Below are 25,163 nucleotides of genomic sequence, written 5' to 3'. Positions count from 1 at the left end.
ACAGCGCCATGCCGCCGGATGGCATGAAACCTCCCGCTCGGTGGTCTGCCACCGATTGCAGCCAACCCTCTCCATCCCCATGGCACCGACAAGACGGACAGCTCCGGGCGTGACAGTCAGGGTGCCGGTCAGCGAAGTTTTGTTTCGAGGCTCGCAAATTGCGATGCGGGGCAGAGAATCCCGGTTCCGGTGTTCCGTGCGAATCCGCGACTTACGCTGAGCGTTCACATGTTCCGTAACTCACTGTCCAAGATCTTTCCGGTCCTCAGGCCAGCGGCCTGAGGACTCGGATGCGCTCTGAGCCCGGAGTGACCCGATGTTCGCTAGTGAATTGAGCAGAACAATTGCCGGAGTGCTGCGCCGGCTGAACCGTGGAATCGGCGATGCGAGTGGCATTCTCCGTCGTGACCTGGAGGAAGTGGCCGAAGGTGTGCGCGGGACCAGAGTGTTCGCGGAAAGCGACGCGGTGAATTCACGTACGCTCGATGACGCTGGAGTCGGCAATGAAAAGAGCATGTCGGACAACGGCAAGTTCGACAGAACTGATTACGTGTGGCCGGACCCTCCGGCACGTATTTCGACGCCGGAGAATGCCCCGCAGCTGATTGCGGATGAATTCGAAAGAATGCGGCGAGAAGGTGGTGAGGCGAGGTGGGCGAACTATGATCCCGGAGCGTATCGACATGATCTGAGAACCCTCGAAAGGTGGCTGAGAACAGAGGGGCCTCTTGCCCCGCTGAACCGGCACTACGGTCTGAACTGCTGGGAGATGACCTGCTATGCCGCCGCTCGGGCGGGGGTGCTGGATAAACCCACGCTCCGTGAGCTGCTCGATCCGCCGAGAGATCCCAATGGGAGATTCGGGAAGGGGGTGCTGGACTCCTGGCTGAACCGAATGGGCGATCGGCTCATTCCAGGGGAGCGCAGTATCTACACCGGAGAGCCGGGTGGCCCGAGGCCGCAACGCGGTGACCTCGTTATGTGGGGCCGGGACGCCCTCCACGTCTCGATGGCCACGGGACGTGTGGGCTCGGATGGATCTCCCGAGGTGTATTCCTTTTGGCCTCCGCCAAAGCATGAAGTGGTGCACGACCCGGACACCGACACCTATTCCAGGGTGACGGATACGGTTCAGGTAACGACCATCGACGAGCTGTCGCGGGTTACCTACAACTCCGAACTCATCATTCCGTCCGGAACCGAGGTCATATTCGGGAGGGGGCCGTGGTAACTCCGGCTAGTGCGAGCGTGAGCGCGTATGCGGAGTCCGGGACCTGGCAGGGGCTATGGAGTTGCGGGGGCCGGTGCGGGTCCGGATCCGTTCGGGCCGGGTGGGACCGGTGCCGGGGCGGCCGGGGCGGGTGCGGGGGCCGGGCGGTCGGGCACCGTGAAGAGGCCGACTGTGGGTGTCATCACGCAGTGCGCGAACGGGTAGTCGATGATGCCCCACATCGAGGCCAGCACCGTGCCCGGACCGCTGTCGACCGTCTTGGACAGCGTCGGCAAACGGTATTCGGTCACATCGTCGAGCGGGGTGATGCCGCTGGCGCCCGTGTTCACGTTGACCCACGCGACGACGAGCCCGGAGGCCAGCGGCGCGCCGGGGTGCGAAGGGGTGGCGCTGAACCGCAGTGCACCGGGCGGGACGTTCAGGTCCCGGCCAGTGCCCGATCCATCGGTGGTCGCGGCGGCGATGATCGTGGTGATCGGCCCGTTGCTGCCACAGCCGAAGGTGGGCGCGGCGTAGGAGAAGGGGGTGAACACGCTGGAGACGTCACGCAGGTTGGCGGCGTCGATCAGGGTGGCGTACCGGGTGAGCGCGGCGACGCCTTCTTGCGCGGTCGGGTCGGATCCGGCGGTCTCGGTCAAGTGGGCCAAGCCCGTGTCCACGGGCGCCGGGGTCTGCTCGGCGGCCGCCGGAACGGCGAAAGTCAGAACCGCGCCGATGCCGAGAGAAGCCGCAGCCGCGGCGGCGCGTGCGATCGTCCTGCCGTTCACTCGTTCTCCTCGATACAAATCCTGCCTGGTCCCCGATCTACGAGCAGCAACGTACCAGGTCCCCGGTTCCGCCGTACTGGATAGTCGGCTGCCCCGCCTTCGCTGACACCGGCGTGCGGCCGGGCTACGTCCGTGCTGTGCCCTTCCTGCGGCGCCTTCCCCTCGGGTCCGGCCCGGGACACCGGCGGACTCCGTCCGGCTGCGCCCATAGCAGCCGCTCGTGACCTACGCGACCTCTCCGTGTGATCCAGTCGACAGTGGACGTTTCCCGCAGGGTACGTTTGACTCGGGACGTACGAGACACACAGGGAGCTACGTATGAAACTATCCTTGTCCCCCGACGACGTCGCCTTCCGCGACGAACTGCGAAAGTTCTATCGGACCGAGATCCCGGAGGACATCCGCGAGCGCCTGCGCGCAGGCCGGGAGCTGACCCGCGACGACATCGTCACCACGCAGAAGATCCTCAACGACCACGGCCTCGCGGTGCCCAACTGGCCCGTCGAGTGGGGCGGCAAGGACTGGACGCCGATGCAGCGGCACATCTGGCATGACGAGATGCAGCTCGCCTCGGTGCCGGAGCCGCTGACCTTCAACGCGCAGATGGTCGGCCCGGTGATCGCCCACTTCGGCTCCCAGGAGCTGAAGGAGCGCTTCCTGCCGCCGACCGCCGCGCTGGACATCTGGTGGTGCCAGGGCTTCTCCGAGCCGGACGCCGGCTCCGACCTGGCCTCGCTGCGCACCACCGCGGTCCGCGACGGCGATTCCTACATCGTCAACGGCCAGAAGATCTGGACCACGCTGGCCCAGTACGCGGACTGGATCTTCTGCCTGGTCCGCACCGACCCCACCGCGGCGAAGAAGCAGTCGGGCATCTCGTTCCTGCTGTTCGACGTGAAATCGCCCGGCGTGACCATCCGTCCGATCAAGCTGATCGACGGTGGGTACGAGGTGAACGAGGTCTTCTTCGAGAACGTCCGGGTGCCCGCCGATCAGCTGGTCGGCGAGGAGAACATGGGCTGGACCTACGCGAAGTTCCTGCTCGGCAACGAGCGCACCGGCATCACCGGCGTCGGCCGCACCAAGGTCAAGCTCGGCGTCGCGAAGCAGCACGCGGCCCAGATCAGGTCGGGCAACGGAACGCTGCTGGAGGACCCGGTGTTCGCGGCGCGGGTCGCCGAGCTGGAGAACGAACTGCTCGCGCTGGAGCTCACCCAGCTGCGGGTGGTCTCCAACTCCGAGGACGGCAAGCCGAATCCGGCTTCGTCGGTGCTGAAGCTGCGCGGCTCCGAGCTGCAGCAGGCGGCCACCGAGCTGCTGCTGGACATCGCGGGACCCGACGCGATCCCGGTGGAGGCGGACGACATCGCCTCGCCCGACTGGGCGCAGCGCAGCGGCCCCAGCTACCTGAACTACCGCAAGACAACCATCTACGGAGGCTCCAGCGAGGTGCAGCGCACCATCATCGCCTCCACGATCCTCGGATTGTGAGGCGTCACCATGGATTTCGATCTCACCGATGAACAGGTCATGCTCCGCGACACGGTTCGCGACCTGCTCGCCCGCACCTACGACGCCGAGTCCCGGCTCAAGATCACCGATTCCGACCTGGGCTGGAGCCGCGACGTGTGGCGTCAGCTCGCCGAACTCGGCGTGCTCGGGCTGAGCTTCGCCGAGGAGGACGGCGGCGTCGGCGCCGGTCCGGTGGAGACGATGGTCGTGCTGGAAGAGGTCGGCCGCAGGCTCGCGCCCGAACCGATCCTGGACGCTGTGCTGGTGCCGGGTGGGCTGATCGCCGAGGCGGGCAGCGCCGAGCAGCGGCAGCGGATTCTGCCGGAGGTCGCCTCGGGCGCGAAACTGCTCGCGTTCGCCCACGCCGAGCCCGGGGTGCGCTGGCCGGCCACCGAACTGGCGACCACGGCCGCCGCGAACGGTGATTCGTACACGCTGACCGGTGTCAAGAATCCCGTTCCGCACGGTGACAGCGCCGACGAGCTGGTGGTCAGCGCGGTATTGCCGGACGGCGGGGTGGGGCTGTTCCTGGTCGCGCCGGACGCGGCGGGCGTGGTCCGCAAGGCCTACCGCACGGTGGACGGCCAGCGCGGCGCGCAGCTGGAACTGACCGACGCGCCCGCCGAGCGGCTCGGCGAGGGGGACGCGGCCGATGTGATCGCCTCGGTGCTCACGCACGCGCAGGCGAGCCTGTGCGCGGAGTCGGTCGGCGCGATGGAAGAGGCGCTGCGGCTCACCACCGAGTACCTCAAGCAGCGCAAGCAGTTCGGCGTCACGCTCTCGAAGTTCCAGACGCTCACCCAGCGCGCGGCGAACATGTACGTCTCGCTGGAACTGGCGCGCAGCATGAGCCTGTACGCCACCGCGTCGCTGGCCGACGGCGCCGACGACCCGGTGATCGCCTCGCGGGCGCGCTTGCAGGTCGGCCGCGCGGCACGCCACATCGGGCAGGAAGCGATCCAGATGCACGGCGGCATCGGCGTCACCGCCGAGTACCCGGTCGGCCACTACGTGGCCCGGTTGACCGCGATCGAGCGCACCCTCGGCAGTGGCCTCGAGCATCTGCGGGTGCTCAGTGCCCGCGTCGGCGACTACGAGTTGCCCGAGCTGTAGGACTGTGCGGTGGTGTGCGATTCGCGCACACCACCGCAGGTCACTCCTCTTCGTCTCGCGCAGTGGTGGTTCTGCGCGGCGTTGCGGTCGGCTCGTCCGACGGTTCGGCCGCTCGCGTGGTGGCCGGCGGCCGCGTGTCCCCGGGCGGCGCGGCGTGGGCGGGGTCGTCGACCGGGGCGGAGGGGTCGGCGGAGGTGCTGGTGATGAAACCCGCGAACGGCGTTGCGCGCTGCTGGTTGTACGGCGCGATCTTCCAGGTCGGCGAGGGCGGGATGATCACCTTGGGGGTCGTCGGGCCGGTGGTGTCCTCCCGGACGACCGGCTCGGCATGCTGACCCGCCTTCAGCGGCGGTGGCGGGACGTAGGTGTCGTGCTTGCCGACCCCGCACGCGCCGATCAGGACGAGTCCGATGGAAACCGCTCCCGCGGCGATCGCCGGACCGGCGATCTTGGCCCTGCTGCTCTCCATCGGTGACACTCTCCTCGTGTGTATCGAGTGGCCTCACCTTACTCGAGGCCGGTTGGTCGAGCGAGGTGAGCGGTCGCTGGGATAGGCGCCCGAGGGCGCCTTAAACGCTGATAATTCAGATATCGAATTGGTCTCGTCGGCGTGTCGCGGGCACGTGTCGCTATCTTCCGGCGTGCCGGAGTCGTAGCGTGTGTGAGCAAAGTTACGCGTGAGACGCCGGTATCGGGCTGAGAGACACGTTGTGTGAGAACGTGACAGTGGTTCTCTGACCGGCGTCATCGAGGAGTAGATGATGGGAGCTTACTCGACAGCCTCCCGGCGTGGGTCATCCCGCGCCGCGGAAGATGCGGTGTCGGCAACTACACAGCATCTGGCGTCGAATCAGCAGGCGCGCACGCTGTCCACGATTCTGTCGCGGACGCTGGCCTGGCTGATCTTCATCGGCGGACTGGTCGGGGCGGTGCTGGGCATCGCGGGCCTGCACGTCGAAATCACCGTGGCCGGACTCATTCTCGCGTGCACCGCGGGGCTGGTCCTGCTCAAGCTCCGTGCGGGTGGTGGCGAAGCCGGCTGAAAAATCAGGGCGCGCAAGGTTTCAGGCGCCTACCGTGATCTGCATGAGGATCGATATCACCACCGACGCCACCGAGTTCCGCTCGCGCGCCGGGTCGTTCCTGCTGCGTGATCCGTTGCGCCATACCGTGATCACCACCAGCATCGCCAATCACGTCACGGGGCTCGACGCTCCGGCGGAGCCGTCGCGATTCCTCTCGATCCACGACGAGGACGATTCGGTGATCGGCGCCGCCATGCGGGTGGGGCGTCGCGACGTGTACCTCGGTGAGCTACCGCCTGACAGCATCGCGGCGGTGGCCGCGGCGCTGGCCGACGTGGTTCCCGACAGCGCGGGTGTCGAGGGCATCGCCGATGACGCGACCGCCTTCGCCCAGCACTGGTGTGCGCTGTTCGGCACGGGAATTCGCCAGTCCTCCACGACGAGGCTGTACGCGCTCGGCACTCTGCGGATACCCGACGTGGCCGGAAACCCGCGTCAGGCGGTCGAATCCGATATCGCGCTGTTGCAGGCATGGCTGGCCGCCATGCGCGAGGAGTTGGAGATGGGACCCGGACTGGGCAAGGCCGCAATCCGTCGCCGCATCCTCGCGGGCCGCTGGTGGCTGTGGGAGCGCGAGTGCGGGCCGGTGAGCCTTGCCGCCTACCAGATTCCGGTCCAAGGCTGGTCGCGGATCGGGCCGGTCTACACCCCGCCCGCCGCGCGCGGGCACGGCTATGCCAGCGCCGTGACCGCGCACGTGGCGAAGCTGCTCCGCGCCGAAGGCTTGGACGTCTGCCTGTTCGCCGACACGGCCAACGCCACGGCTACCCGGATCTACCGCACAATCGGGTTCCACCCGACCCACGACTTCGCGCACTACGTCTTCGACTCCAGCGTGTCTCCCAATCGGTGAGATCGGTAGGCGCCGTCCTTCTCGGACGTCCTCGGCTCACGCTGATACGGCGTGAGCGTTGGTTCCCACGTCATTCGGGCCGGTTTCACCCACACAAGTGTGTAGGCCAGAGCCTTCCTGTCGGCAGGCGTCGATAACCGGGGGCCAGTCATTGGCCTGAGTTGCTCGCCCGATCGGCGTATAGAGCTGCGGCGAAGATCAGTTCAGCGGGGCCGAGTTCCACCAGTTCATGAACTCGGTCTCGGTGGCGATGAAGCCGGTGCTGTACATCAGCATGGCCCCTCGGCGCGGGTCGCCAGGAAACGCGGTGAGCATTCGCGGGCGCAGGTTGCGGCTGCCGCGCAGGGTGTAGTTCGTGTAGGTATGGCCGCTGTTGTTGGTGGCGGTGGCGCGGTCGTTGGCGGGCAAGGCGTCCAGCACGGCCTGCGCGTCGGCGGGGGAGCCGTAGAGGTAGAAGTCGAAGGCCGCCTTGTTCGGTCCGCCGAAGCAGCTCCACATCAGCACCCAGTTGCCGAGATCCGGGTCGTCGTGGTCGGGCGTCGATTCACCCGGTTCGTGGGCGAAGCAGCCCGCCTTGTTGTATCCGGTACCGGCGTGCACCAAGGTGTCAGCCGTGGTCTCGGGCAGCATGTCCGGGAACGCGGCGCTCAGTTCCGCGGCGCGGGCGCCGGTCGTGGCGCGATCCGGGTAGGCCGGAACGGTCGTGGTCGCAGCGGTCGTTGCCGGACGACCGCGGGTCGAGGGCAGGACGTTCTGGGTGCGCACGGTGGTCGTGGGACCAGTGGAACCGGAGGATCCGGGGTCATTGAGCGTCGCCTTGATGATCAGGCCGATCAGACCGAGCACCAGCAGCAGGCCGAGCCACCCGCCCACCGAGGCATGCCAGCGGGAACGTCGCACCGGGCCGAGATAGGCGCGTGCCTCCCGCCGCCGCGCCGACGAATCGGACTGGAGGGCAGGGCCGTTAGGCAGAGGAGACGGCTGCCACGACGGCACCGCCGACGAATCGGTAGGGGGTCCAGGGTGATTCGGCGGAAGAGGTGGCTGCCACGACGCGGGCGCCGTCAGCGCCTGCCACGCGGCGCTGGCGAATTCGGTACAGGAGTCGAAGCGGTCGGCAGGGTGCTTGGCCATGGCCTTGGCCAGCACCGCGTCCAACGCCGCCGGCAGCCCTGGACGCAGCCTGCTGACCGGCGGCGGCGGTGCGCTGAGATGTCCCTGGATCACCGCGACCGGATTGGTGGCGTCGAACGGCACCGTGCCGGTCAGCAGCCGGAACAGCGTGCAGCCCAGGGAGTACTGATCCACCCGGTGATCCAGCACACCTCCGGACAACTGCTCCGGGGCCGCATAGGCCAGGGTGGCGGTGAAACTGCCGGTCTGGGTGAGGCGTCCGGTGTCGTCTCGGAAACGAGCGATGCCGAAGTCGGTGAGGTAGACCCGCTCCGGCCCGCCCTCGGCGCGTTCCAGCAGAATGTTCGCCGGTTTCACGTCGCGGTGCAACACGCCGCGGCTGTGCGCGAAGTCCAGCGCCTTGGCCGTCTCGGCGATGATCTGCACCGCCCGGTGCGGCGGTAGCGTCCACGCGTCCACCGCGGCGGCATCGGTGCCGTCGATGTAGCGCATGCAGATCCACAGCCGCTCGCCCTCGACGCCGCGGTCGAACACCGTGACGATGTTCGGGTGGTCCAGCCGCGCGACGAGATCCGCTTCCCGCTCGAAGCGGGCGCGGATCTCCTTGTCGTGGAATAGCTCCGGGTTCAACAGCTTCATCGCCGTCAGCCGGGGCAGCCGCGGATGCCGCGCCAGGTACACCGAGCCCATCCCGCCGCGGCCGAGCAGGCGTTCGATGGTGTACCCGGCGAAAACCTCACCGGTGTTCAGCATGGGTCAGTTCAGCGGAGCCGAGCGCCACCAGCGCAGCAGCTCGTCGATCGTAGTGAAGCTGAAGCCATCGGTGTACATCAGGAATTGGGCGCGATCCGGGTCGCCGGTGAACGCGGTGACCATCTTGGCGCCGTTGTCGGTGTATTTGTAGTTGGTGTAGGACTTTCCGCCGTTGGTGTCGGTGGACTTGGTGGTCTGCGCGGGCAGGCCCTTCAGCACGCTCTGCACGTCGGCGGTCGTCTTGTAGGCGTAGATGCGGTAGTACGGATCGTCGTTGTTGCCGCCCTTGTAGCAGCGCCATTGCACGGCCCAGTCACCGAAGTCCGGGTCGCCCTGGTTGGGCGACGGCGGCGAGCTCGGCGAGGCCAGCCAGCACTCGGCGCCGTTGTAACCGATCTCCTCGGTCTGGGAGGCGGGCACCATCCGGGGGAACTCCGCGCCGACCGCTTCCGGCGTCGGGTCGATGAGGTTCGGCTTGACCGCCGTAGTGGTCGTCGGACCGGCGGTCGAGCCCGAATCGGAGACCGCGCCGATGATGCCGAGCACCACGACGATCAGCACCACGACGCCCACCGCGATGCCGATGATCAGACCGGTGTTCTTCTTGGCCGGCGGTCCTGCCGAGGGATGCATGTGCGCGCCGTGCGGCGCAGCGGCGAAGCCGGAGAACCCAGGTTGCCGGGTGTAGGGATTGCCGGCGGTGGGCTGCGGCGCCGGGCCGGTGTGCGGATTCGGGTTCACCATCGTCGCCGGCGGCGGCGTCACCGGCGACGCCCCTGCGGCAAGCGAATTCGGTCCGCTGGTGTGCGGTCCGTTCACCTGGTAGCCGGGGCCGCTCACGTGACCACCGTGCGCCACGGGGTGCGGCGTGCCGGTGGTCGGGATCTGCGGTCCGGTCGTCGGGCGCGGACCCATGGTCGGCTGCGGTGGACCCGTGACCGGCCGGGGACCGCCGACCACCGGCATCGACGGCACGCTCGGATTGGTCAGCGCCTGCATGGCGGCCGCGGCGAATTCGGCGCAGCTGCCGTACCTGTCATCGGGACGCTTGGCCATAGCTTTCGCGAGCACGCCGTCGAGCGCGTAGGGCAGCCCGGGCCGGACGCTGCTCAACGCCGGTGGCGCACCTTGCAAATGCCCCTGGATGACCGCGGCCGGGTTGGTCGCCGAGAACGGGCCGGTGCCGGTGAACAGCCAGAACAGCGAGCAGGCCAGCGAATACTGGTCGGAGCGGTGGTCGAGCGAGGCGCCGGTGAGCTGTTCGGGCGAGGCGTAGGCGAGGGTCGCGGTGAAGGTGCCGGTCTGGGTGAGATGACCGGTGTCGTCGCGCAATCGCGCGATACCGAAGTCGGTGAGGTACACCCGCTCTCCGCGCCCGGCGCCGGAGCGGGCCAGCAGGATGTTGGCGGGTTTCACGTCGCGGTGCAGCACGCCGTTGCCGTGCGCGTAGTCCAGCGCGTCGGCGGTCTCCTTGATGATCTGGACCGCGCGTTCGGGCGGCAGCGACGCCGGTTGCACCGAGGCCGCGTCGATGCCGTCGACGTACTGCATCGAAATCCACAGTTGCTCGTCCTCGAGCCCGCGGTCGTAGACCGTGACGATGTTCGGGTGATCGAGCTGGGCGACCAGATCCGCCTCCCGTTCGAACCGCGCCCGCACCTCCTTGTCGAAGAACATCTCCCGATTCAGCAGCTTCAGCGCGGTCATCCGCGGCAGCCGCGGATGTTTCGCCAGATACACCGATCCCATGCCACCGCGGCCGAGTTGCCGCTCGATGACATAGCCGGCGAAAACGTCACCGCTGGCCAGCATGACTGCTCCACTTCCCGCCGCTCGCCGGGACCCACCGGCGAACAGGCGTACAGCATTAGAACGCGCGGTCCGAGATGGGCCGGACCACGGAAAACATCGAAACCTTAGCAGTAGTCGCGCGGCCGCCCATCGCTCGTCGAGCGTGGCGACACGCAGGTGGCGGACGGCGGCCCCGCCCGCTCGGCGGCGGGCGCGGCTCCGGAGGGCGCTGGTGCGGCCGCCCGGCTGACCCCGGGCGCATGGGGAGGTTCGGCAGCTCGATCATTCCAGGATGGACAGGTCGGCGCGGCGGCGGAAAACTCGGGCGTGGCGGCCGAGGCGGTTCCTGCGGTGTCGACGGCTGCGGCGCGGTGTGCTGTGTCGGCGGTGCGGGATGCTGTGGTGCTGCCGAGGTGTGCTGTGCCGGTGCGTATCCGTCGGCGTGGACGCCCAGGTGCGGCGCGGCGTTGTGCGGTGCCATGCGCTGCCCGGTGGCATGCTCGGCCGCGGCCGCGAACTCGGCGCAGCTGGCGAACCGATCCACCGGGCGCTTGGCCATGGCGCGGGCCAGCACCGGGTCCAGCGCGGGCGGCAGGCCGGGACGCACCCGGCTCAGTGCCGGGATCGGTGCGTACAGGTGACTGTTCACCACCGCGGCCGGGTTGGCGCCCGAGTACGGCGGCGCGCCGGTGAGCATCCAGAACAGCGTGCAGGCCAGCGAATATTGATCGGCCCGGTCGTCCAGCGGCTGGCCGATCAGCTGTTCCGGCGCGCCGAAGGCGAGCGTCGCGGTGATCGTGCCGGCCGAGCGGATCGTGGTGTCGGCGCCGCGTATGCCCGCGATGCCGAAATCGGTGAGCAGCACTCGCTCCCGCTGCCCGATCGGCGCTTTGGCCAGCAGGATGTTGGCCGGTTTCACGTCGCGGTGCAGCACCTGGTTGGCGTGCGCGAAATCGAGTGCGGCGGCGGTGTCGGCGATGATCTGCACCGCGCGGCCGGGCGCGAGCACGTCGACGTCGACGCAGGAGGCGTCCGCGCCGGGCACGTACTGCATGGAGATCCACAGCTGCTGGTCCTCGGCGCCTCGATCGAACACCGTGACGATGTTCGGATGATCCAGCCGCGCGACCAGATCGGCCTCGCGTTCGAAGCGGCGGCGGATGTCGGCGTCGGCGTACAGTTCCCGCTTCAGCAGCTTCAGGGCGGTCAGCCGCGGCAGCCGAGGATGCTGGGCCAGGTACACGGTGCCCATGCCGCCATGGCCGAGCACGCGTTTGATGACGTAGCCCGCGAAGACATCGCCGGTCTGCAACACCGTTACACCGCCTTGTCGAGTCGAGCGCGCGGACACTAACCATGTATCTCGCCGGGCCATCGGGATGCAACAGTCGCGGCGCGACATCCAGCCGCTGTCGGTGGTACTGGTTACGCTGACCGCATGCGCATTGGAGCACATGTCCGGCTCGACAGCGACCCGATCGGCTTCGGCGAGAGACTCGGCGCCGATCTCATCCAGATGTTCGTGGTCGATCCCCAGAGCTGGGACAAACCCACCCCGCATCCGCGGACCGAGGAGATCCTCGCGAGCCCGATCGAGGTCGTGGTGCACTCCTCATATCAGATCAACGTGGCGAGCCTGAACAACCGGCTGCGCATGCCGTCGCGCAACGCGGTGGCGCAGCAGGCGAAGGCGGCCGCCGACCTCGGTGCGTTCGGCTTGGTGGTGCACGGCGGGCACGTGCGCTCCGACGCCGAGCTGGAGACCGGAATCGATAATTGGCGCAAGCTGTTCGAGCGCCAGCAGGACAAGGGCGGCTTCGCGGTGCCGATCCTGATCGAGAACACCGCGGGCGGCAATCACGCCATGGCCAGGCACTTCGATTCCATCGCGCGCCTGTGGGACGCGGTCGGCGACTACGGCGCCGGGTTCTGCCTGGACACCTGCCACGCCTGGGCGGGCGGCGAGGAACTGGTCGGCGTCGTCGACCGGATCAAGGCGATCACCGGCCGGATCGACCTGGTGCACTTGAACTCCTCACGCGACGAGTTCAATTCCGGCGCCGACCGCCACGCCAATTTCTCCGACGGCACCATCGATCCACAGTTGCTGGCCGAAGTCTGCAAAACGGCGGGTGCTCCGGTGATCCTGGAAACCCCCGCCGAGGGCGTCGCGGAGGATCTGGCGTACTTGCGCGAACACTGTGTTTGATTTGCAGCGCGAACGGTGCTCGTAAGACGCGCACCCGGTGGGGCTGGGTGGGCTTCATCCGTTACGTGGTTGTTCGGCAGTGATCGGCTGTGGTGTGCGGGCCAGACTCGGGTGGGCTTCGCCGTTCGGCGTTCGTTTGGGATCAGCGCGACGAAAATCCTGGTGACGGCGTGGTCTCGGTGATGTGCTCGGGTTAGTAGCAACCGATCTGACAAGCGAAGGTGATCCCATGACGGTCGCGCCCGCCACCCCCTCCACCGCCTCCGTGACCAGGCTCGGCGCCCGCATCGGCGCGCGGGTCGACAACGTCCGGCTCGGCAGCGACCTGGACCCGGCCACCGTCGAGGTGATCCGTCGCGCCCTGCTGGAGCACAAGGTCATCTTCTTCCGCGGGCAGGACCACCTCACCGAGGACGGGCAGTACGAGTTCGCCCAGCTGCTCGGCACGCCGACCACCCCGCACCCGACCGTCACCTCGCACGGCGTGAAGAGCCTGGCCATCGATTCCGAGCACGGCCGCGCCAACAGCTGGCACACCGACGTCACTTTCGTCGACCGCATCCCGAAGGCCTCGATCCTGCGCGCGGTGCACCTGCCGAGCTACGGTGGCGCCACCACCTGGGCCTCCACCGTCGCGGCTTACGACTCGCTGCCGGAGCCGTTGAAGCGGCTCGCGGAGTCCTTGCGCGCGGTGCACACCAACGTCTACGACTACGCCGCCCGCACGGGTGCGGCGCCGCGGCCGAACGCCGCCGTCTACCGGGCCGAGTTCGAGTCCACCTACTACGAGACCGAGCACCCCGTGGTGCGGGTCCACCCGGAGACCGGGGAGCGGGCGCTGCTGCTCGGCCACTTCGTCAAGCATTTCGCCGGGCTGTCCAGCACCGAATCGCATGCGCTGTTCCGGCTGTTCCAGGATCGGGTCACCCGTCTGGAGAACACCGCCCGCTGGAACTGGGCACCCGGCGACGTCGCCATCTGGGACAACCGCGCCACCCAGCACTACGCCATCGACGACTACGACGACCAGCCGCGCAAGCTGACCCGCATCACGCTGGCCGGCGACGTCCCGGTCGGCGTCGACGGCGTGGCGAGCACCAGCATCGCGGGCAACGCCGAGCACTACTCGATCATCGAGGACACGCAGCTGCTCGCGTCCTGAGCGGGGACCACTCACGCCACGCCGCCGCTGAATCGCGGGTGGCGCCGAGGCCGATGGCCGCATGGTCCACACTGGTGGCCATGGGTATTAGGCCGCTGGACGGGGTGCGCGTCCTGGAACTCGGCAACTACATCGCCGCGCCGACCGCGGGGCGCATCCTCGGCGACTTCGGCGCCGAGGTGATCAAGGTGGAACGCCCGAAGGTGGGCGACGAGCTGCGCAACTGGCGGCTCTACGGCGGCGACACCTCGATGCTCTACCGGACGATCAACCGCAACAAGAAGTCGATCACGCTGGACCTGCGTACCGAAGCGGGGCGCGGCGTCGTGCTGGAGCTGATCCGGCGCTGCGATGTGCTGCTGGAGAATTTCCGGCCCGGCATGCTGGAGAAGTGGGGCCTGGGCCCGGAGGTGCTGAACGAGGCGAACCCGGACCTGGTGATCACCAGGATCTCCGCCTACGGGCAGACCGGGCCGATGTCGGCGCGGCCGGGATTCGCGGCGGTGGCCGAGGCGGTCGGCGGCCTGCGTGAGCTGGTGGGCGACCCGGATCGTCCGCCTGTGCGCACGGGCGTCTCGATCGGGGATTCCATCGCCGGCATCTACGCCGCGTTCGGCACCGTGATGGCGCTCTTCCAGCGGGAGCGCCGCCCCGACGCGGACGGACCGGCTCCGCTGCGGGAGCGGGTGATCGACGTGGCGCTCAACGAGGCGATCCTGTCGGTGATGGAGTCGCTGGTGCCGGACTACTTGGCCTACGGCATCCAGCGCGAGCGCGTGGGTGGCCGGATGGAGGGCATCGCGCCGAGCAACGCCTACCCGTGCGCCGACGGAACCAGCATCATCATCGGCGGTAACGGCGATGCCATCTTCCAGCGCTACATGCAGGTCATCGACCGCCCCGACCTGGCCGCCGACCCGGAACTCCAGGACAACGCGGGCCGCTGGCGGCACCGCGAGCGCCTGGACGCGGCCATCGGCGAGTGGACGATCCGCCACACTCGCAGCGAGGCGCTGAAACTCCTGGAAGCCGCCGCCATTCCGTGCGGCCCGATTTATACGGCTGCCGACATCGTGGCCGACGAGCAGTATCAGGCACGCAACATGATCCAGCCTTTCGCCGTGGATGTCGGTGCGCCGGAACCGAAGACGGTCGGTTTCCCCGGCATCGTCCCGGTGATCGGCGAACAGTCGCTGCCCATCCGCACCGTCGGCCCCGATCTGGGCGAGCACACCCGCGAGGTGCTGTCCGGGTTGCTCGGTATGAGCGACGCCGAGATAGACGCGTTGGAGGCGCGATGAGCAACAACGTCCACGCGCCTTGTCGCGCCGACTCGATGGCGGAGCGCCTCACCGAGACCGGAAGCGCGAAGATACGGGAGGAGCGATGAGCACACAGCCGCACGACCGCAGGCGTCCCCGGGGACGCGGAGTATGGGAACTGCGTTCGCCGGGCAGCAGCAGGCCCACGGTGCAGCCCAATCCGACCGGAGCGGGCGAAAAGCCTTGGGGTGGCGTGATGTGCGGCCGCCGCCAGGCGCGGGAGCAACGATGACCGCGCCGGTGCTACGCGATGTCACGCTGCGCGACGGATTGCAGCTGACCGGCAAGCTGCTGCCGGTGCAGCGCAAGGTGGACCTGGTCCGCCGCCTGCTCGCGCTGGGGGTTCCCGCGCTCGAAATCGGCTCGATGGCGCGCCCGGACCTGGTCCCCCCGATGGCGAACACGATGGAGTTGGTCGCCGCGCTGACGCCCGAGGAGTTGCGCCGCTGCTGGGTGTGGGTGGCCACCCCGCGGCATGTCGAGAAGGCCGCCGCGGCTGGCGTGCGCAACTTCCAGTACTGCTTCTCGGTCTCGGACGCGCACAATCGGGCGAACATCGGGCGCGACACCGAGGCCAGCATCGCCGCCATGCCGGACGCGGTGCGCGTGGCACGCGAGGTGGACGGGTCGATCCAGCTGTGCCTGGCGACCTCCTTCACCTGCCCGTTCGACGGTCCGGTCGACCCGGAGCGGGTACTGGCCATCGCCCGCGATCCCCGCACCGCGGGCGCGGACGACATCGTCCTCGCCGACACGCTCGGACAGGCGCATCCGGGTCAGGTGGCCGCGCTCGTCACCGCGGTACGCGATCGGACTCCCCACCGGCGCATTGTCTTTCACGGCCATGACACCTGGGGGATGGGCGTGGCCAACACCCTCGCCGCCATCACCGCGGGCGCGGACATGGTCGACGGCGCGCTCGGGGGACTCGGCGGCTGCCCCTTCGCGCCGGGCGCGAGCGGCAACACCGCCTCCGAGGACATCTTGTTCGCGACCAGACCACCATGGTTCACCCCGGCCACGCTGGCCGAGTTGGTGGCGATGTCGGAAGATCTACTCGCCGACCTCGGTGAACCCAACCGCTCCCGCGCCGTCGAAGGAGCCCGCTCGGAAGCATCGGCCTTCGAGTGGGTCGTCGACAAGGAGCGTTCCGGTCGGCCCCAGCTATAGGCGGGAAAAGGTTTGCGCGCCTCGCCAGGTCAGAAGCTGAGTGCCATCGGCGGGGCGCCGTTCGGGCACACGAAACCGACGACGTGAACGCCGAACGGCAGGATCACCGCATTGACCGGCAGCGTGTGCCCGGTGGGACACACTGCCATTCCGGTCACCACCTGCGGTACGGAGGTCGAGTTCACGCACGTCATCCCCGTGCAGAACACTCCGGATGGCGGAATCGCCGCCGACGCGGGAGCAGCCGCGAGCGCGGCCGCGCAGACCGCGCCCGCCAGCACCGTCACGATGGATGCGACACGCTTCATTCTGTTCCTCTCGCCATAGTGGGCAACTTGTGAGCAAACAGTACGTCGGTGTCAAATTACCTGCGGCGACCTGATTCAACTCATTCGACTCGCCGCGTAAGGCGCCCCGGCGCAAACTCTGCGGCGGACCTCTCATCGAGGGCGGCGGGTCGCGTCTATCGCGCGGCGCGGGCCGTCGGTGAGCAACCACCCGGCCGGATTGCACGCCCTCGCGGGACCAGGTCACCAGTGTCTCGGCCAGTGCCTCCTGGGCTGGATCTTCGGACAGCGCGAAATCGCCGGTGTACCGCGCGAGCGCGCCGACGATCCGTGCCGGTCGATGGTGACCGGGACGGGTCCGGCCACGTTGGCCGCGCCCGGGTCACGTCAGAGCGCTCACCACAGATGCGGCGGCCTCCGCGAGGAGGGCCTCGTCGTATGCGGCATCCCGGTCGGCCTTACTGGACATGATCGCGACGACCAGCGGTGCGGAACCCGGAGGCCAGACGATGGCGATGTCGTTCAATGTCCCGTAGTCACCGGTTCCCGTTTTGTCGGCAACGGTCCAGCCCTGCGGGATCCCGGCCCGGATTCGTCGAGCTCCGGCGCGGGTGGCGTTGCGCTCCAAGAGGTCGCGGAGGAAAGCGCGCTTCTCGTCCGGCAGCGCGTCCCCCAGCACGATCTTCTGGTAATCGCTGCCCAATGCCCGGGGAGACGAGGTGTCTCGCTGATCTCCCGGAGTGGCCTCGGTGATCAGCGGCTCGATCCGGTCCATCCGGGTCACCGTGTCGCCGAGGCCGCGGACAAATGCCGTCAGCTCGGCCGGTCCGCCGAGATCACGGAGCAGGAGGTTGCCGGCCGTGCCGTCGCTGTAGCGGATCGCGGCGTCACACAGCTGACCGATCGTCATCCCCGTGGCCACATGCCGTGGTGTGATGGATGCGTTCTTTGTGAGGTCGGCTTCTGTGTAGGTGACGACGGTATCCAAGTGCGACAAAGGATTACGTTGCAGGACCGCCGCGGCCGCCAATCCCTTGAACGTCGAACAAAATGCGAATCGTTCGTCCGCTCGGTAGGCGACGGTGACACCGGTGCCGGTGGCGAGGGCGTACACACCCAGGCGTGCGCCGAACTTCCGCTCCAACTCGGCCAGGCGGATATCGGAGTCGTTCACAGTGGGTGTGACTCCCACTGAGCCCGGCCCACCGATCGGGTCGGATGAGGGCGCGGACGTCGTGTGGCTCGCACATCCGGCCAGGGGAAGAAGTAATGCCGCTCCGAGTAGTGTGCGGCGAGCGATCGTAGGCGATGCAGTCACGGTTCCGCTTTTACCTGAGCGCCTCGACGGCGGCGCGAGCTGCGTCGGCGACCAGAGGGTTGTCGGCTTGGGCATTCTGCTCGAACTTCGTCGTCAGGACGGCGATGACGAGCGGGGCGCGTCCGGGCGGCCACGCGATGGCGACGTCGAGGGCGCTGCCGTAGGCGGGGCTGCCGGTCTTGTCGCCGACCGTCCACCCTGCGGGCAGCCCGGCACGGATACGTTTGTCGCCGGTGGTATTGGCGATGAGCCACGACTTCAATCGCTCCCGTTCGGGTTCGCCGAGAACATCGCCGAGGACAAGGACTCGGTAGTCGGCGGCGAGCGCTGCCGGTGTGGTGGTGTCCCGTTCGTCGCCCGGGATGGCTGTGTTCAGTTCGGTTTCCCAGCGGTCGAGGCGCGAGGTGTTGTCGCCGATGGAACGCAGGAAAGCAGTGAAACCCGCAGGGCCACCGAGGAGTTTCAGCAGCTGGTTGCCGGCGGTGTTGTCCGACACGGTGATCGCGGCGTCGCACAATTCGGCAACGGTCATGCCGGTGTCGACGTGCTTCTCGGTCACCGGCGAATACTCGACGAGATCGGTCCGAGGGTAGTGGATCACCTGATCGAAGTAACCCGTCGACAGCGGATGGTCGCGCAGCAGAGCACCGCACGCGAGACCCTTGAACGTGGAAGCCATCGGGAACCGCTCACCGTCCCGATAGGCGACGGTGCGGCCGGAAGCGGTGTCGGTCGCGTACACACCCAGCCGCGCTGCGTGGTTCGTCTCCATCTCGATGAACGACGGGGTCGCGGCAGCGGGGGTGGTGTTCGGGTTCGCCGGTGCATCGCCGCCGGACCCGCACGCGGCGGTGACGGCGGCCAGCACGGATACCGCCGCGGCGGCGAGAAGTCGGCGACGACCGGCCTGGGGAGCAAATGGTGCGAAGGTCACCGCCGCACCACACCATCGACACGGCGGTACGCGCCAATATCAGACCCCGGCGCGGACGAGTTGACTTCGATATCGCCGCAGGTTCGCCCGCACGGTTCGGTTCCGGCGGACACCGCGGCCTGGCGACGAAACCACGGTCCGGAACACCACTGGTTCAATGACCGCATGGACCTGATCCGCCACCTTCGCTTCTTCGTGTCCGTCGCGGACGAGGGGCACTTCGGCAGGGCGGCGGCCGCGCTCGACATGACCCAACCACCGCTGTCCCAGGGACTCCGGCGGCTCGAACGGCACCTGGGCGTCGACCTGATCCACCGCACCCGCCAAGGCGCCGTGCTCACCTCTGCCGGTCTCCAGCTTCTCCCTCGCGCTCGACTGCTGGTCGATGACGCCGAGCGGCTGCTCGCCGAGTCGCACCGCATCGCACACGCCCACGGCGCCGTGCACTGGGGCGCGACCGCGGCACTGCCCGACCGGGTGGTCACGGCCTGCGTGGGCGCACTGCGGACCGTGGTCGCCCCGGACGCCGCGGTATCGACCACAGTCGGCGCGACCGTCGACCTGGTCGCCGATGTGCGCGCCGGCCTATGCGACGTCGCGGTCATCGAGCATCCGGCCCTGGTCGACGGCGTCGAGGCCCGCCCGGTCGTCAAGCTGCCGCGATGGCTGGTCGTGCCGTCGGATCACCGCAGCGCCGGCGCGGAACGCCCCACCTTCCCCATGCTCGCCGGACTGAATTTCGCCCACCCGCCGCGCGCCACCAACCCGCCCGCCTTCGACACCGTGCTGGACCTGCTGCGCGAGCGCGGCCTGGACGCACCGACCGTGCCCGCGCTCGACGACCGCGCCCTATTCGCCGCGGTGGCCGCCGGAACGAGCTTCGGGCTCACGGCGACTCCTCCGTCTGCCACGCCGGGCGTGACGTGGCTGCGCCTGGCGCCGCAGGCGGTAGCCCTGCGAGTGCGCGTCGTCCACCGTCCGGGAGCCGACACCCAAGCCGATGCGGTGGACCGGGTGCTCTACCGGGAGCGCCTCCAATGAAGAAAGCGTCGTGTAGCGAGTTGATGGTGGTCGTCGGGTGACGGGTGAGCAGAAAGCGTTGCGTTGCGACTCGGTGAGGGGTCCGGTCGGGTGACAGGTGGGCAGAGAGCGTTGCGTAGCGACTTGTCGAGAAGCGACGGTCGGATGACGGGTGGGCAGAAAGCCTCGCGCGGCGACTCCATGAGGAGCGGTGATCGGGCGACGGGTGAGCCGTATGGGCGCGCCGAGGAGCGGATTCGCGCCGTCTTCGCCGATGCGGGATGTACCGGCTGGCTGCACGCCCGCCGCTGCGACGACTCCGCTGCCGAAATCTCCATCGGAGGTGGCGAGCGGGTGGTCGTCGCGTCGGTGTACAAGCTGCCGCTGTTCGTCGCGTTCTGCCGCTACATCGACGCGGGGCGCATCGATCCCACGGCCCGGCTCACGGTGACCCCGTCGGACTGCACGCCCGGCCCGACCGGCATCGCGGTCCTGCGCGACCCGGTGACCATGAGCCTGCGCGACCTGGCGACCTCGATGATGACCGTCTCCGACAACGCGGCGGCCGATGTCCTGCTCGGCGCGACCGGGCTCGGCGCGGTCGAGGAACTGCTCGACCAGCTCGGTCTCACCCAGACCCGGATCGTGGGCGGCACCGCCGACCTGCATCGCAGCCTGGTCCGCGACACCGACACGCACACCACCGCCGAGGCGTTCGCGATCCTGGCGGAGAACGACGACGCATGGTCGGTGTCGGCGTACGACCCCTCTTACACGAGCGCGACGACACCGGAGGAAATGACCCGCTTCCTCCGCGCACTGTGGAGCGGCACGGTGCTGTCTCCCGAACAGACCGAGTTCGTCCGCAGCGTCATGCGCTACCAGGTCTGGCCGCATCGCATCGCCGCGGCTTTCCCGCACCGCAGCGTGTCGGTCGCGGGCAAGACCGGAACCATCGGCGTGATCCGCAACGAGGTCGCGGTGGTGGAGTTCCCCGGCGAGTATCCGGTCGCGGTCGCGGTTTTCACCCGTGCGGCGCGCGCCGACCCGCACCTGCCGGTCGTCGATGCCGCCATTGCCGAGACCGCCCGCATCGCCGTCACCGAGCTCCGCAGGCCCTTGCCCCAGGAGTGACCGCTGAGCAGCATCCGCCGCCCAGGTTTCGGGGGTGGTCTCCGCGAGCGCGGCCGAAAACACAGGGTTTTCCCTGATGGCATGTGACCGCGATCCCGGTAAGACTGGACGGCATGACTTCGCAAGCCTTGGGCGCCACCGCCGACACGGCGGTCACGACCGATGTCGCGGCCCGTGCCATCGAACTGACGAAGGTCTACGGATCGGGTGATACCCAGGTCAGGGCCTTGGACGGTGTGTCGACCGAGTTCGCGAAGGGAGAGTTCACCGCGATCATGGGCCCGTCCGGATCGGGGAAGTCGACCCTGATGCACTGCCTGGCCGGGCTCGACAGCGCCAGTTCCGGCGCCGTGCGCATCGGCGACACCGACCTCACCACCCTGTCCGACAAGCAGATGACGCGCCTGCGCCGGGACCGGATCGGCTTCGTGTTCCAGGCGTTCAACCTGGTGCCGACGCTCACGGCGCTGGAGAACATCACGTTGCCGCTGGACATCGCCGGGCGCAAACCCGACCAGGGCTGGCTGGACACGGTGCTGAAGCGGCTCGGGCTGACCGATCGGCTCACCCACCGGCCCAGTGAGCTGTCCGGCGGACAGCAGCAGCGGGTGGCGTGCGCGCGGGCGCTGGCGGGCAAACCGGAGATCATCTTCGGCGACGAGCCGACCGGCAATCTCGACTCCCGCGCCTCGGAGGAGGTGCTGTCGATCCTGCGCGCGGCGGTGGACGAGTTCGGGCAGACGGTCGTCATCGTCACGCACGAGCCGCACGCGGCCGGGTTCGCCGACCGCGTGGTGTTCCTGGCCGACGGGCGCATCGTCGACGAGATGCGCGATCCGACCGCCGACACCGTGCTGGACCGGATGAAAGCGCTGGAGCAGGCGTGACAATCATGGCCGGAAGTCCGATGCGCAAAGTGGCGCTGCGCAATCTCGCCGCGCACAAGGTCCGCTTGGCCCTGACGCTGCTTTCGGTGGTGCTCGGCACGGCCTTCATCGCGGGCTCGTTCGTGTTCACCGACACGCTGCAGCGCACCTTCGACGGAATCTTCGCCAACGAGGCCAAAGGCGTCGATGTCCGGGTGAGCCCGAAAGAGCGCCAAGCGCAGGGCATTCCGAACAACGTGGTGGACGAGCTGGCGAAATACCCCGGTGTCGGCACGGTGGCCCCGAGCGTGAACGGGCCGGTGGTGCTGCTCGATCCGGCGGGCAAGAAAGCGGTGCAGACCGGCGGAGCGCCCACCTTCGGCACGTCCTACCTGCCGCCGGAGAAGGCTGTCGCGGAGCCGGAGAAGTTCGTCCAAGGTGTCCCGCCCGCGCGCCCTGGCGAGATCGCCCTCAACACCGGCGGAGCCGAGCGGGCCGGGCTGAAGATCGGCGACCGGACCAAGATCCTGATCCCCTCGCAGCCGGATCCCATCGACGTGACCCTCACCGGGATCTACGAAATCCCGTCGGAAACCGGTGGTTTGATCGGCGTGCTGTTCGACGACACCCAAGCGCGCAAGCTGTTCACCGACGGCCTGCACGTCGCCTACGTGGACCTGGCGGCCAGCGGCATCCCCGGCGACGAACTACGCGACAACTTGGGCAGGGACCTGCCCGGCTACAAGGTGCAGAACAGCGATCAGGTCCGCGCCGACCTGAAGAAGGAAGTCTCCAACGCGCTCAACTTCATCAACTACTTCCTGCTCGCCTTCGGCGCGATCGCGCTGATCGTCGGCACGTTCATCATCTACAACACCTTCTCGATGATCGTCGCGCAGCGGTTGCGTGAGCTGGCGTTGCTGCGCGCGGTCGGCGCGAGCCGTCAGCAGGTCGGCCGGTCGGTGGTGGCCGAGGCGTTCGTCATCGGGTTGATCGGCAGTGCGATCGGGCTCGCGGGTGGCGTCGGCTTGGCGTTCGGGTTGTCGGCGGTGTTGAACGCCTTCGACTTGGGCCTGCCGACCGGATCGATGGCGGTGCTGCCGCGCACCATCCTGGTCGGGCTGTTCGTCGGTCTCGCGGTGACGATGGTCAGCGCGTACGCGCCGGCACGCCGGGCGGCGCGGATTCCACCCGTGCAGGCCATGCGGGAGGAGTTCGCCTCCACCGGGGAGTCGCTGCGCTGGCGCACGGTCATCGGAGCGGTGCTCGCCGTGCTCGGTGTCGCGTTCGTGGTGCTGGGTGCGCAGCGCACGGGCGGTACGGCGGCCGCGACGGTCGGCGTCGGCGCACTCGGCCTGATCTTCGCGGTATTGCTCGCAGGGCCCGCGCTGTCTCGGCCGGTAGTGGCCGGGCTCGGGGTGCTGGTGCGGCCGTTCGGGCCGATCGGCCACATGGCGCGCAACAACGCGGCGCGCAATCCCCGGCGCACCGCCGCGACGGCATTCGCGCTCACCCTCGGGCTGATGCTGGTCTCGGCGATCGGCATGCTGGGCGCGTCGGCCAAGGCCAGCGTCGGGGTGCTGATCGACAAGGGGGTGCGAGCCGACTACGCGCTTGCGGGCCCGCAATTGCTCGGAGTTCCGTTCGGCGCGGCCGACGCGGCCCGCACGAAAGTTCCCGGGGTGGCCGAGGTGGTCGGACTCCGCGGCGCCGCTTTCAAGATCGGCAACGAGCAGGTCTTCGCCGCGTCCGCGGATGGGCCGCTGGACAGCGTGCTGAACTACGAAATCGTGCGAGGGAGCAACACTCTCGGCGACCGCGACGTGCTCGTATCGGACGACGAGGCCGGCAAACGGGGCTGGAAGGTGGGCGAACCGGTGAGTCTGACCAGCTTCGATGGCAAGAAGGTCGCGCTCACGGTGACCGGCGTGTACAAGAACACTCCGCTGCTCGGTCCCATGGTGGTGCCGCAAGCCGTCTACAACGAGGCGGTTCCGCTCAACTTCCGGACCAACTTCCTGGTGCTGGTCAAGGCGAAGCCGGGCGCGGACATCACCCAGATGCGCACCGACCTGGAGAAAGCGACCGAGCAATTCGTCGTGGTGCAGGTGCAGGACCGTGAGGAGTACAAGGGCGCACAGGGCAGGCAGATCAACACAATGCTGGCAATCCTCTACGGCCTGCTCGCGTTGGCGGTGGTGATCGCGATCCTGGGCATCGTCAATACGCTCGCGCTCTCGGTGGTGGAGCGTCGCCGGGAGATCGGCATGCTGCGCGCTGTCGGCATGCAGCGCATGCAGGTGCGCAGGACGATCTATCTCGAGTCCATGCTGATCGCGGTATTCGGCGCGATCGTGGGCATGCTGCTCGGACTGGGCCTCGGCGTCGGCTTCCTGCGCACCCTGCGCGACCTCGGCCTGGACCAGATCGCGATCCCGTGGACGCAACTGGTGCTCGTCTTGATCAGCTCGGCCGTCGTCGGAGTACTGGCCGCGCTCTGGCCCGCGGTGCGCGCCGCGCGCACACCCCCGCTCGCGGCGATCGCCGACCTCTGAAAACCCGTGCGGCGCACAACGGTTGTGCGCCGCACGGCCTTGTGCGCAGTCGGCGCCGAGCGCTACATCTTGGTGGTGCGGGCCATGACGAAGCTGTAGAGCCCGTAAGTGATGATGCCTGACCCCGCGATCAGGAGCAGGACCATGCCGAAGGGTTGCGCACCGAGCGTTTTCACGGCCCCGTCCAGGCCTGCGGACTTGTTCGGATCGGATTCGGTCGCGGCGAGGATGACCAGCAACCCGACCGCGGCGACGGCCAGCCCTTTGGCGATGTAGCCCACAGTGCCCAGCCGCCGCACAAAGGCGCTCGGGACCCCGCGAAGATCGTCGAGGAAATTCTGGCTGGCTCCTTTGTGCACGTGGTAGCCGCCGACCGCGATGATGACCAGCCCAGCAGCGACGAGCACGATCGTGCCCGCCGTGTGCTGCATCAGGCGTGCGGTGAGCCCGACACTCTGGCTACTGCTCGACTGCCCACTGCCCTGTGCGAAACGGAACGCGGTGATCGCGAGCGCGAAATAGACGACGGACAGCGCGAGCGCTTTGGCCCGATCGGACACTTCGGACTTCCGGTTGCCGGCCCCCGGCTCGGACGCGCTGCCGAAGACGGCCTCCGCCAGCCGCCAGAGCGCCATCAGCACGAACGCGACCACGCCCACCCACAGGGTGAACTCGCCACCCGGTCTATCCGCCAACTCCGCCATGGCCCCGGATTGATCAGCGTTGCCCCCACCGCCGAACGCGAGCCGGATGGCGATGTAGCCGATGAGCAGGTGGACGAGGCCGGACATGACATAGCCGGCGCGGGCGACGCGCGCGAACACGCTGCTCTGGGCGATCTGCCCGGCGGTGTGGGATAGACCGCTGTGGGTCATGCTGCTCCTCCATCCAGATACCACGGCGCGAAGCCCGCGCAGGACGTCGACCGGATACCCAAGTCCGCGGAG

Annotated in this window: 23 protein-coding genes and 1 pseudogene; 14 read left to right on the top strand and 10 right to left on the bottom strand. The window is 68.4% G+C overall.

Annotation, left to right across the window (positions count from 1 at the left end; genetic code table 11):
• Positions 1 to 331 precede the first annotated feature (331 nt).
• Complete coding sequence (locus IU459_RS17770) at positions 332 to 1,231, top strand: hypothetical protein (RefSeq protein WP_228838064.1); 900 nt, start codon at positions 332 to 334, stop codon at positions 1,229 to 1,231.
• A gap of 53 nt (positions 1,232 to 1,284) precedes the next feature.
• Here IU459_RS17770 and IU459_RS17765 read toward each other — a convergent pair whose 3' ends face one another.
• Positions 1,285 to 1,998, bottom strand: coding sequence for a hypothetical protein (locus IU459_RS17765; protein ID WP_195130651.1), 714 nt, complete (start codon positions 1,996 to 1,998; stop codon positions 1,285 to 1,287).
• A gap of 318 nt (positions 1,999 to 2,316) precedes the next feature.
• Here IU459_RS17765 and IU459_RS17760 point away from each other — a divergent pair, with 318 nt between their 5' ends.
• Both IU459_RS17760 and IU459_RS17755 read left to right on the top strand, forming a co-directional pair.
• Positions 2,317 to 3,489: an acyl-CoA dehydrogenase family protein gene (locus IU459_RS17760; protein ID WP_195130650.1), complete on the top strand. Its 1,173-nt coding sequence runs from the start codon at positions 2,317 to 2,319 to the stop codon at positions 3,487 to 3,489.
• Positions 3,490 to 3,498: 9 nt separating this feature from the next.
• Positions 3,499 to 4,623 carry an acyl-CoA dehydrogenase family protein gene (locus IU459_RS17755; RefSeq protein WP_195130649.1) on the top strand — a complete coding sequence of 375 codons (1,125 nt, stop codon included), beginning with the start codon at positions 3,499 to 3,501 and terminating at the stop codon, positions 4,621 to 4,623.
• 40 nt (positions 4,624 to 4,663) lie between these two features.
• Here the strand turns inward: IU459_RS17755 and IU459_RS17750 are convergent, their stop codons facing one another.
• Complete coding sequence (locus IU459_RS17750) at positions 4,664 to 5,092, bottom strand: hypothetical protein (protein WP_195130648.1); 429 nt, start codon at positions 5,090 to 5,092, stop codon at positions 4,664 to 4,666.
• A gap of 349 nt (positions 5,093 to 5,441) precedes the next feature.
• Here IU459_RS17750 and IU459_RS17745 point away from each other — a divergent pair, with 349 nt between their 5' ends.
• Positions 5,442 to 5,666: a hypothetical protein gene (locus IU459_RS17745; RefSeq protein ID WP_195130738.1), complete on the top strand. Its 225-nt coding sequence runs from the start codon at positions 5,442 to 5,444 to the stop codon at positions 5,664 to 5,666.
• Between the two features lie 43 nt (positions 5,667 to 5,709).
• A complete protein-coding gene (locus IU459_RS17740) occupies positions 5,710 to 6,561 on the top strand; it encodes a GNAT family N-acetyltransferase (protein WP_195130647.1) in 852 nt (283 codons plus the stop codon).
• 198 nt (positions 6,562 to 6,759) lie between these two features.
• On the opposite strand, the gene IU459_RS17735 is transcribed toward IU459_RS17740, so the two are convergent.
• From IU459_RS17735 to IU459_RS17725, 3 genes are read right to left on the bottom strand one after another with little or no spacing between them, the layout of a single operon-like run.
• The gene (locus IU459_RS17735) at positions 6,760 to 8,448 is read right to left on the bottom strand and encodes a serine/threonine-protein kinase (RefSeq protein ID WP_195130646.1); all 1,689 of its coding nucleotides are present in this window, start codon (positions 8,446 to 8,448) and stop codon (positions 6,760 to 6,762) included.
• 3 nt (positions 8,449 to 8,451) lie between these two features.
• Complete coding sequence (locus IU459_RS17730) at positions 8,452 to 10,260, bottom strand: serine/threonine-protein kinase (protein WP_195130645.1); 1,809 nt, start codon at positions 10,258 to 10,260, stop codon at positions 8,452 to 8,454.
• Positions 10,261 to 10,315: 55 nt separating this feature from the next.
• Complete coding sequence (locus tag IU459_RS17725) at positions 10,316 to 11,554, bottom strand: protein kinase domain-containing protein (protein WP_324198911.1); 1,239 nt, start codon at positions 11,552 to 11,554, stop codon at positions 10,316 to 10,318.
• Between the two features lie 123 nt (positions 11,555 to 11,677).
• Between IU459_RS17725 and IU459_RS17720 the strand changes: the two genes are divergently transcribed.
• From IU459_RS17720 to IU459_RS17700, 5 genes are all read left to right on the top strand, one after another.
• Complete coding sequence (locus tag IU459_RS17720) at positions 11,678 to 12,448, top strand: deoxyribonuclease IV (RefSeq protein WP_195130644.1); 771 nt, start codon at positions 11,678 to 11,680, stop codon at positions 12,446 to 12,448.
• Between the two features lie 229 nt (positions 12,449 to 12,677).
• Entirely contained in the window at positions 12,678 to 13,610 is a 933-nt protein-coding gene (locus tag IU459_RS17715) for a TauD/TfdA dioxygenase family protein (protein ID WP_195130643.1), read from the top strand.
• 80 nt (positions 13,611 to 13,690) lie between these two features.
• Positions 13,691 to 14,911 (top strand): CaiB/BaiF CoA transferase family protein, encoded by a 1,221-nt coding sequence (locus IU459_RS17710; protein ID WP_195130642.1) that lies wholly within the window; start codon positions 13,691 to 13,693, stop codon positions 14,909 to 14,911.
• An 85-nt stretch (positions 14,912 to 14,996) separates the two neighbouring features.
• Positions 14,997 to 15,164 (top strand): hypothetical protein, encoded by a 168-nt coding sequence (locus IU459_RS17705; RefSeq protein ID WP_195130641.1) that lies wholly within the window; start codon positions 14,997 to 14,999, stop codon positions 15,162 to 15,164.
• Positions 15,161 to 16,102, top strand: a complete 942-nt coding sequence (locus IU459_RS17700; protein ID WP_195130640.1) for a hydroxymethylglutaryl-CoA lyase — start codon at positions 15,161 to 15,163, stop codon at positions 16,100 to 16,102. Before IU459_RS17705 ends, IU459_RS17700 begins: the two co-directional genes overlap by 4 nt.
• 29 nt (positions 16,103 to 16,131) lie before the next feature.
• On the opposite strand, the gene IU459_RS17695 is transcribed toward IU459_RS17700, so the two are convergent.
• From IU459_RS17695 to bla (IU459_RS17685), 4 genes and pseudogenes are all read right to left on the bottom strand, one after another.
• Positions 16,132 to 16,410 (bottom strand): hypothetical protein, encoded by a 279-nt coding sequence (locus IU459_RS17695; RefSeq protein ID WP_195130639.1) that lies wholly within the window; start codon positions 16,408 to 16,410, stop codon positions 16,132 to 16,134.
• Between the two features lie 141 nt (positions 16,411 to 16,551).
• Positions 16,552 to 16,717: pseudogene (locus IU459_RS38545) on the bottom strand (RNA polymerase subunit sigma-24); the annotation flags it as partial.
• A gap of 54 nt (positions 16,718 to 16,771) precedes the next feature.
• Complete coding sequence (gene bla / locus IU459_RS17690) at positions 16,772 to 17,707, bottom strand: class A beta-lactamase (RefSeq protein WP_440446501.1); 936 nt, start codon at positions 17,705 to 17,707, stop codon at positions 16,772 to 16,774.
• A 10-nt stretch (positions 17,708 to 17,717) separates the two neighbouring features.
• Positions 17,718 to 18,641 carry a class A beta-lactamase gene (gene bla, locus IU459_RS17685; RefSeq protein ID WP_195130637.1) on the bottom strand — a complete coding sequence of 308 codons (924 nt, stop codon included), beginning with the start codon at positions 18,639 to 18,641 and terminating at the stop codon, positions 17,718 to 17,720.
• A 165-nt stretch (positions 18,642 to 18,806) separates the two neighbouring features.
• Between bla (IU459_RS17685) and IU459_RS17680 the strand changes: the two genes are divergently transcribed.
• The 4 genes from IU459_RS17680 (at position 18,807) to IU459_RS17665 (ending at position 24,216) form a co-directional block, all read left to right on the top strand.
• Positions 18,807 to 19,682, top strand: a complete 876-nt coding sequence (locus IU459_RS17680) for a LysR family transcriptional regulator (protein WP_195130636.1) — start codon at positions 18,807 to 18,809, stop codon at positions 19,680 to 19,682.
• Positions 19,683 to 19,862: 180 nt separating this feature from the next.
• Positions 19,863 to 20,795: a serine hydrolase gene (locus IU459_RS17675; protein WP_195130635.1), complete on the top strand. Its 933-nt coding sequence runs from the start codon at positions 19,863 to 19,865 to the stop codon at positions 20,793 to 20,795.
• Between the two features lie 113 nt (positions 20,796 to 20,908).
• The gene (locus IU459_RS17670; RefSeq protein ID WP_195130634.1) at positions 20,909 to 21,682 is read left to right on the top strand and encodes an ABC transporter ATP-binding protein; all 774 of its coding nucleotides are present in this window, start codon (positions 20,909 to 20,911) and stop codon (positions 21,680 to 21,682) included.
• Between the two features lie 5 nt (positions 21,683 to 21,687).
• Positions 21,688 to 24,216, top strand: a complete 2,529-nt coding sequence (locus tag IU459_RS17665; RefSeq protein WP_195130633.1) for an ABC transporter permease — start codon at positions 21,688 to 21,690, stop codon at positions 24,214 to 24,216.
• A 62-nt stretch (positions 24,217 to 24,278) separates the two neighbouring features.
• Here the strand turns inward: IU459_RS17665 and IU459_RS17660 are convergent, their stop codons facing one another.
• On the bottom strand, positions 24,279 to 25,091 hold the full coding sequence (locus tag IU459_RS17660) for a DUF1206 domain-containing protein (protein WP_195130632.1): 813 nt from the start codon (positions 25,089 to 25,091) through the stop codon (positions 24,279 to 24,281).
• Between the last annotated feature and the right edge of the window lie 72 nt (positions 25,092 to 25,163).

The organism is Nocardia amamiensis, from assembly GCF_015477605.1.
GTDB lineage: Bacteria > Actinomycetota > Actinomycetes > Mycobacteriales > Mycobacteriaceae > Nocardia > Nocardia amamiensis_A.
The sequence above is the reverse complement of the archived record's forward strand: the minus strand, read 5'-3'. Positions and strand labels throughout refer to the sequence as shown.

Coding starts and splice junctions, on each gene's coding strand:
- IU459_RS17730 (WP_195130645.1), bottom strand. CDS start 10,260: ATGCTGGCCAGCGGTGACGTTTTCGCCGGCTATGTCATCGAGCGGCAA.
- IU459_RS17760 (WP_195130650.1), top strand. CDS start 2,317: ATGAAACTATCCTTGTCCCCCGACGACGTCGCCTTCCGCGACGAACTG.
- IU459_RS17660 (WP_195130632.1), bottom strand. CDS start 25,091: ATGACCCACAGCGGTCTATCCCACACCGCCGGGCAGATCGCCCAGAGC.
- IU459_RS17750 (WP_195130648.1), bottom strand. CDS start 5,092: ATGGAGAGCAGCAGGGCCAAGATCGCCGGTCCGGCGATCGCCGCGGGA.
- IU459_RS17710 (WP_195130642.1), top strand. CDS start 13,691: ATGGGTATTAGGCCGCTGGACGGGGTGCGCGTCCTGGAACTCGGCAAC.
- IU459_RS17735 (WP_195130646.1), bottom strand. CDS start 8,448: ATGCTGAACACCGGTGAGGTTTTCGCCGGGTACACCATCGAACGCCTG.
- IU459_RS17700 (WP_195130640.1), top strand. CDS start 15,161: ATGACCGCGCCGGTGCTACGCGATGTCACGCTGCGCGACGGATTGCAG.
- IU459_RS17695 (WP_195130639.1), bottom strand. CDS start 16,410: ATGAAGCGTGTCGCATCCATCGTGACGGTGCTGGCGGGCGCGGTCTGC.
- IU459_RS17670 (WP_195130634.1), top strand. CDS start 20,909: ATGACTTCGCAAGCCTTGGGCGCCACCGCCGACACGGCGGTCACGACC.
- IU459_RS17675 (WP_195130635.1), top strand. CDS start 19,863: ATGAGGAGCGGTGATCGGGCGACGGGTGAGCCGTATGGGCGCGCCGAG.
- IU459_RS17665 (WP_195130633.1), top strand. CDS start 21,688: ATGGCCGGAAGTCCGATGCGCAAAGTGGCGCTGCGCAATCTCGCCGCG.
- IU459_RS17755 (WP_195130649.1), top strand. CDS start 3,499: ATGGATTTCGATCTCACCGATGAACAGGTCATGCTCCGCGACACGGTT.
- IU459_RS17740 (WP_195130647.1), top strand. CDS start 5,710: ATGAGGATCGATATCACCACCGACGCCACCGAGTTCCGCTCGCGCGCC.
- IU459_RS17680 (WP_195130636.1), top strand. CDS start 18,807: ATGGACCTGATCCGCCACCTTCGCTTCTTCGTGTCCGTCGCGGACGAG.
- IU459_RS17715 (WP_195130643.1), top strand. CDS start 12,678: ATGACGGTCGCGCCCGCCACCCCCTCCACCGCCTCCGTGACCAGGCTC.
- IU459_RS17705 (WP_195130641.1), top strand. CDS start 14,997: ATGAGCACACAGCCGCACGACCGCAGGCGTCCCCGGGGACGCGGAGTA.
- IU459_RS17720 (WP_195130644.1), top strand. CDS start 11,678: ATGCGCATTGGAGCACATGTCCGGCTCGACAGCGACCCGATCGGCTTC.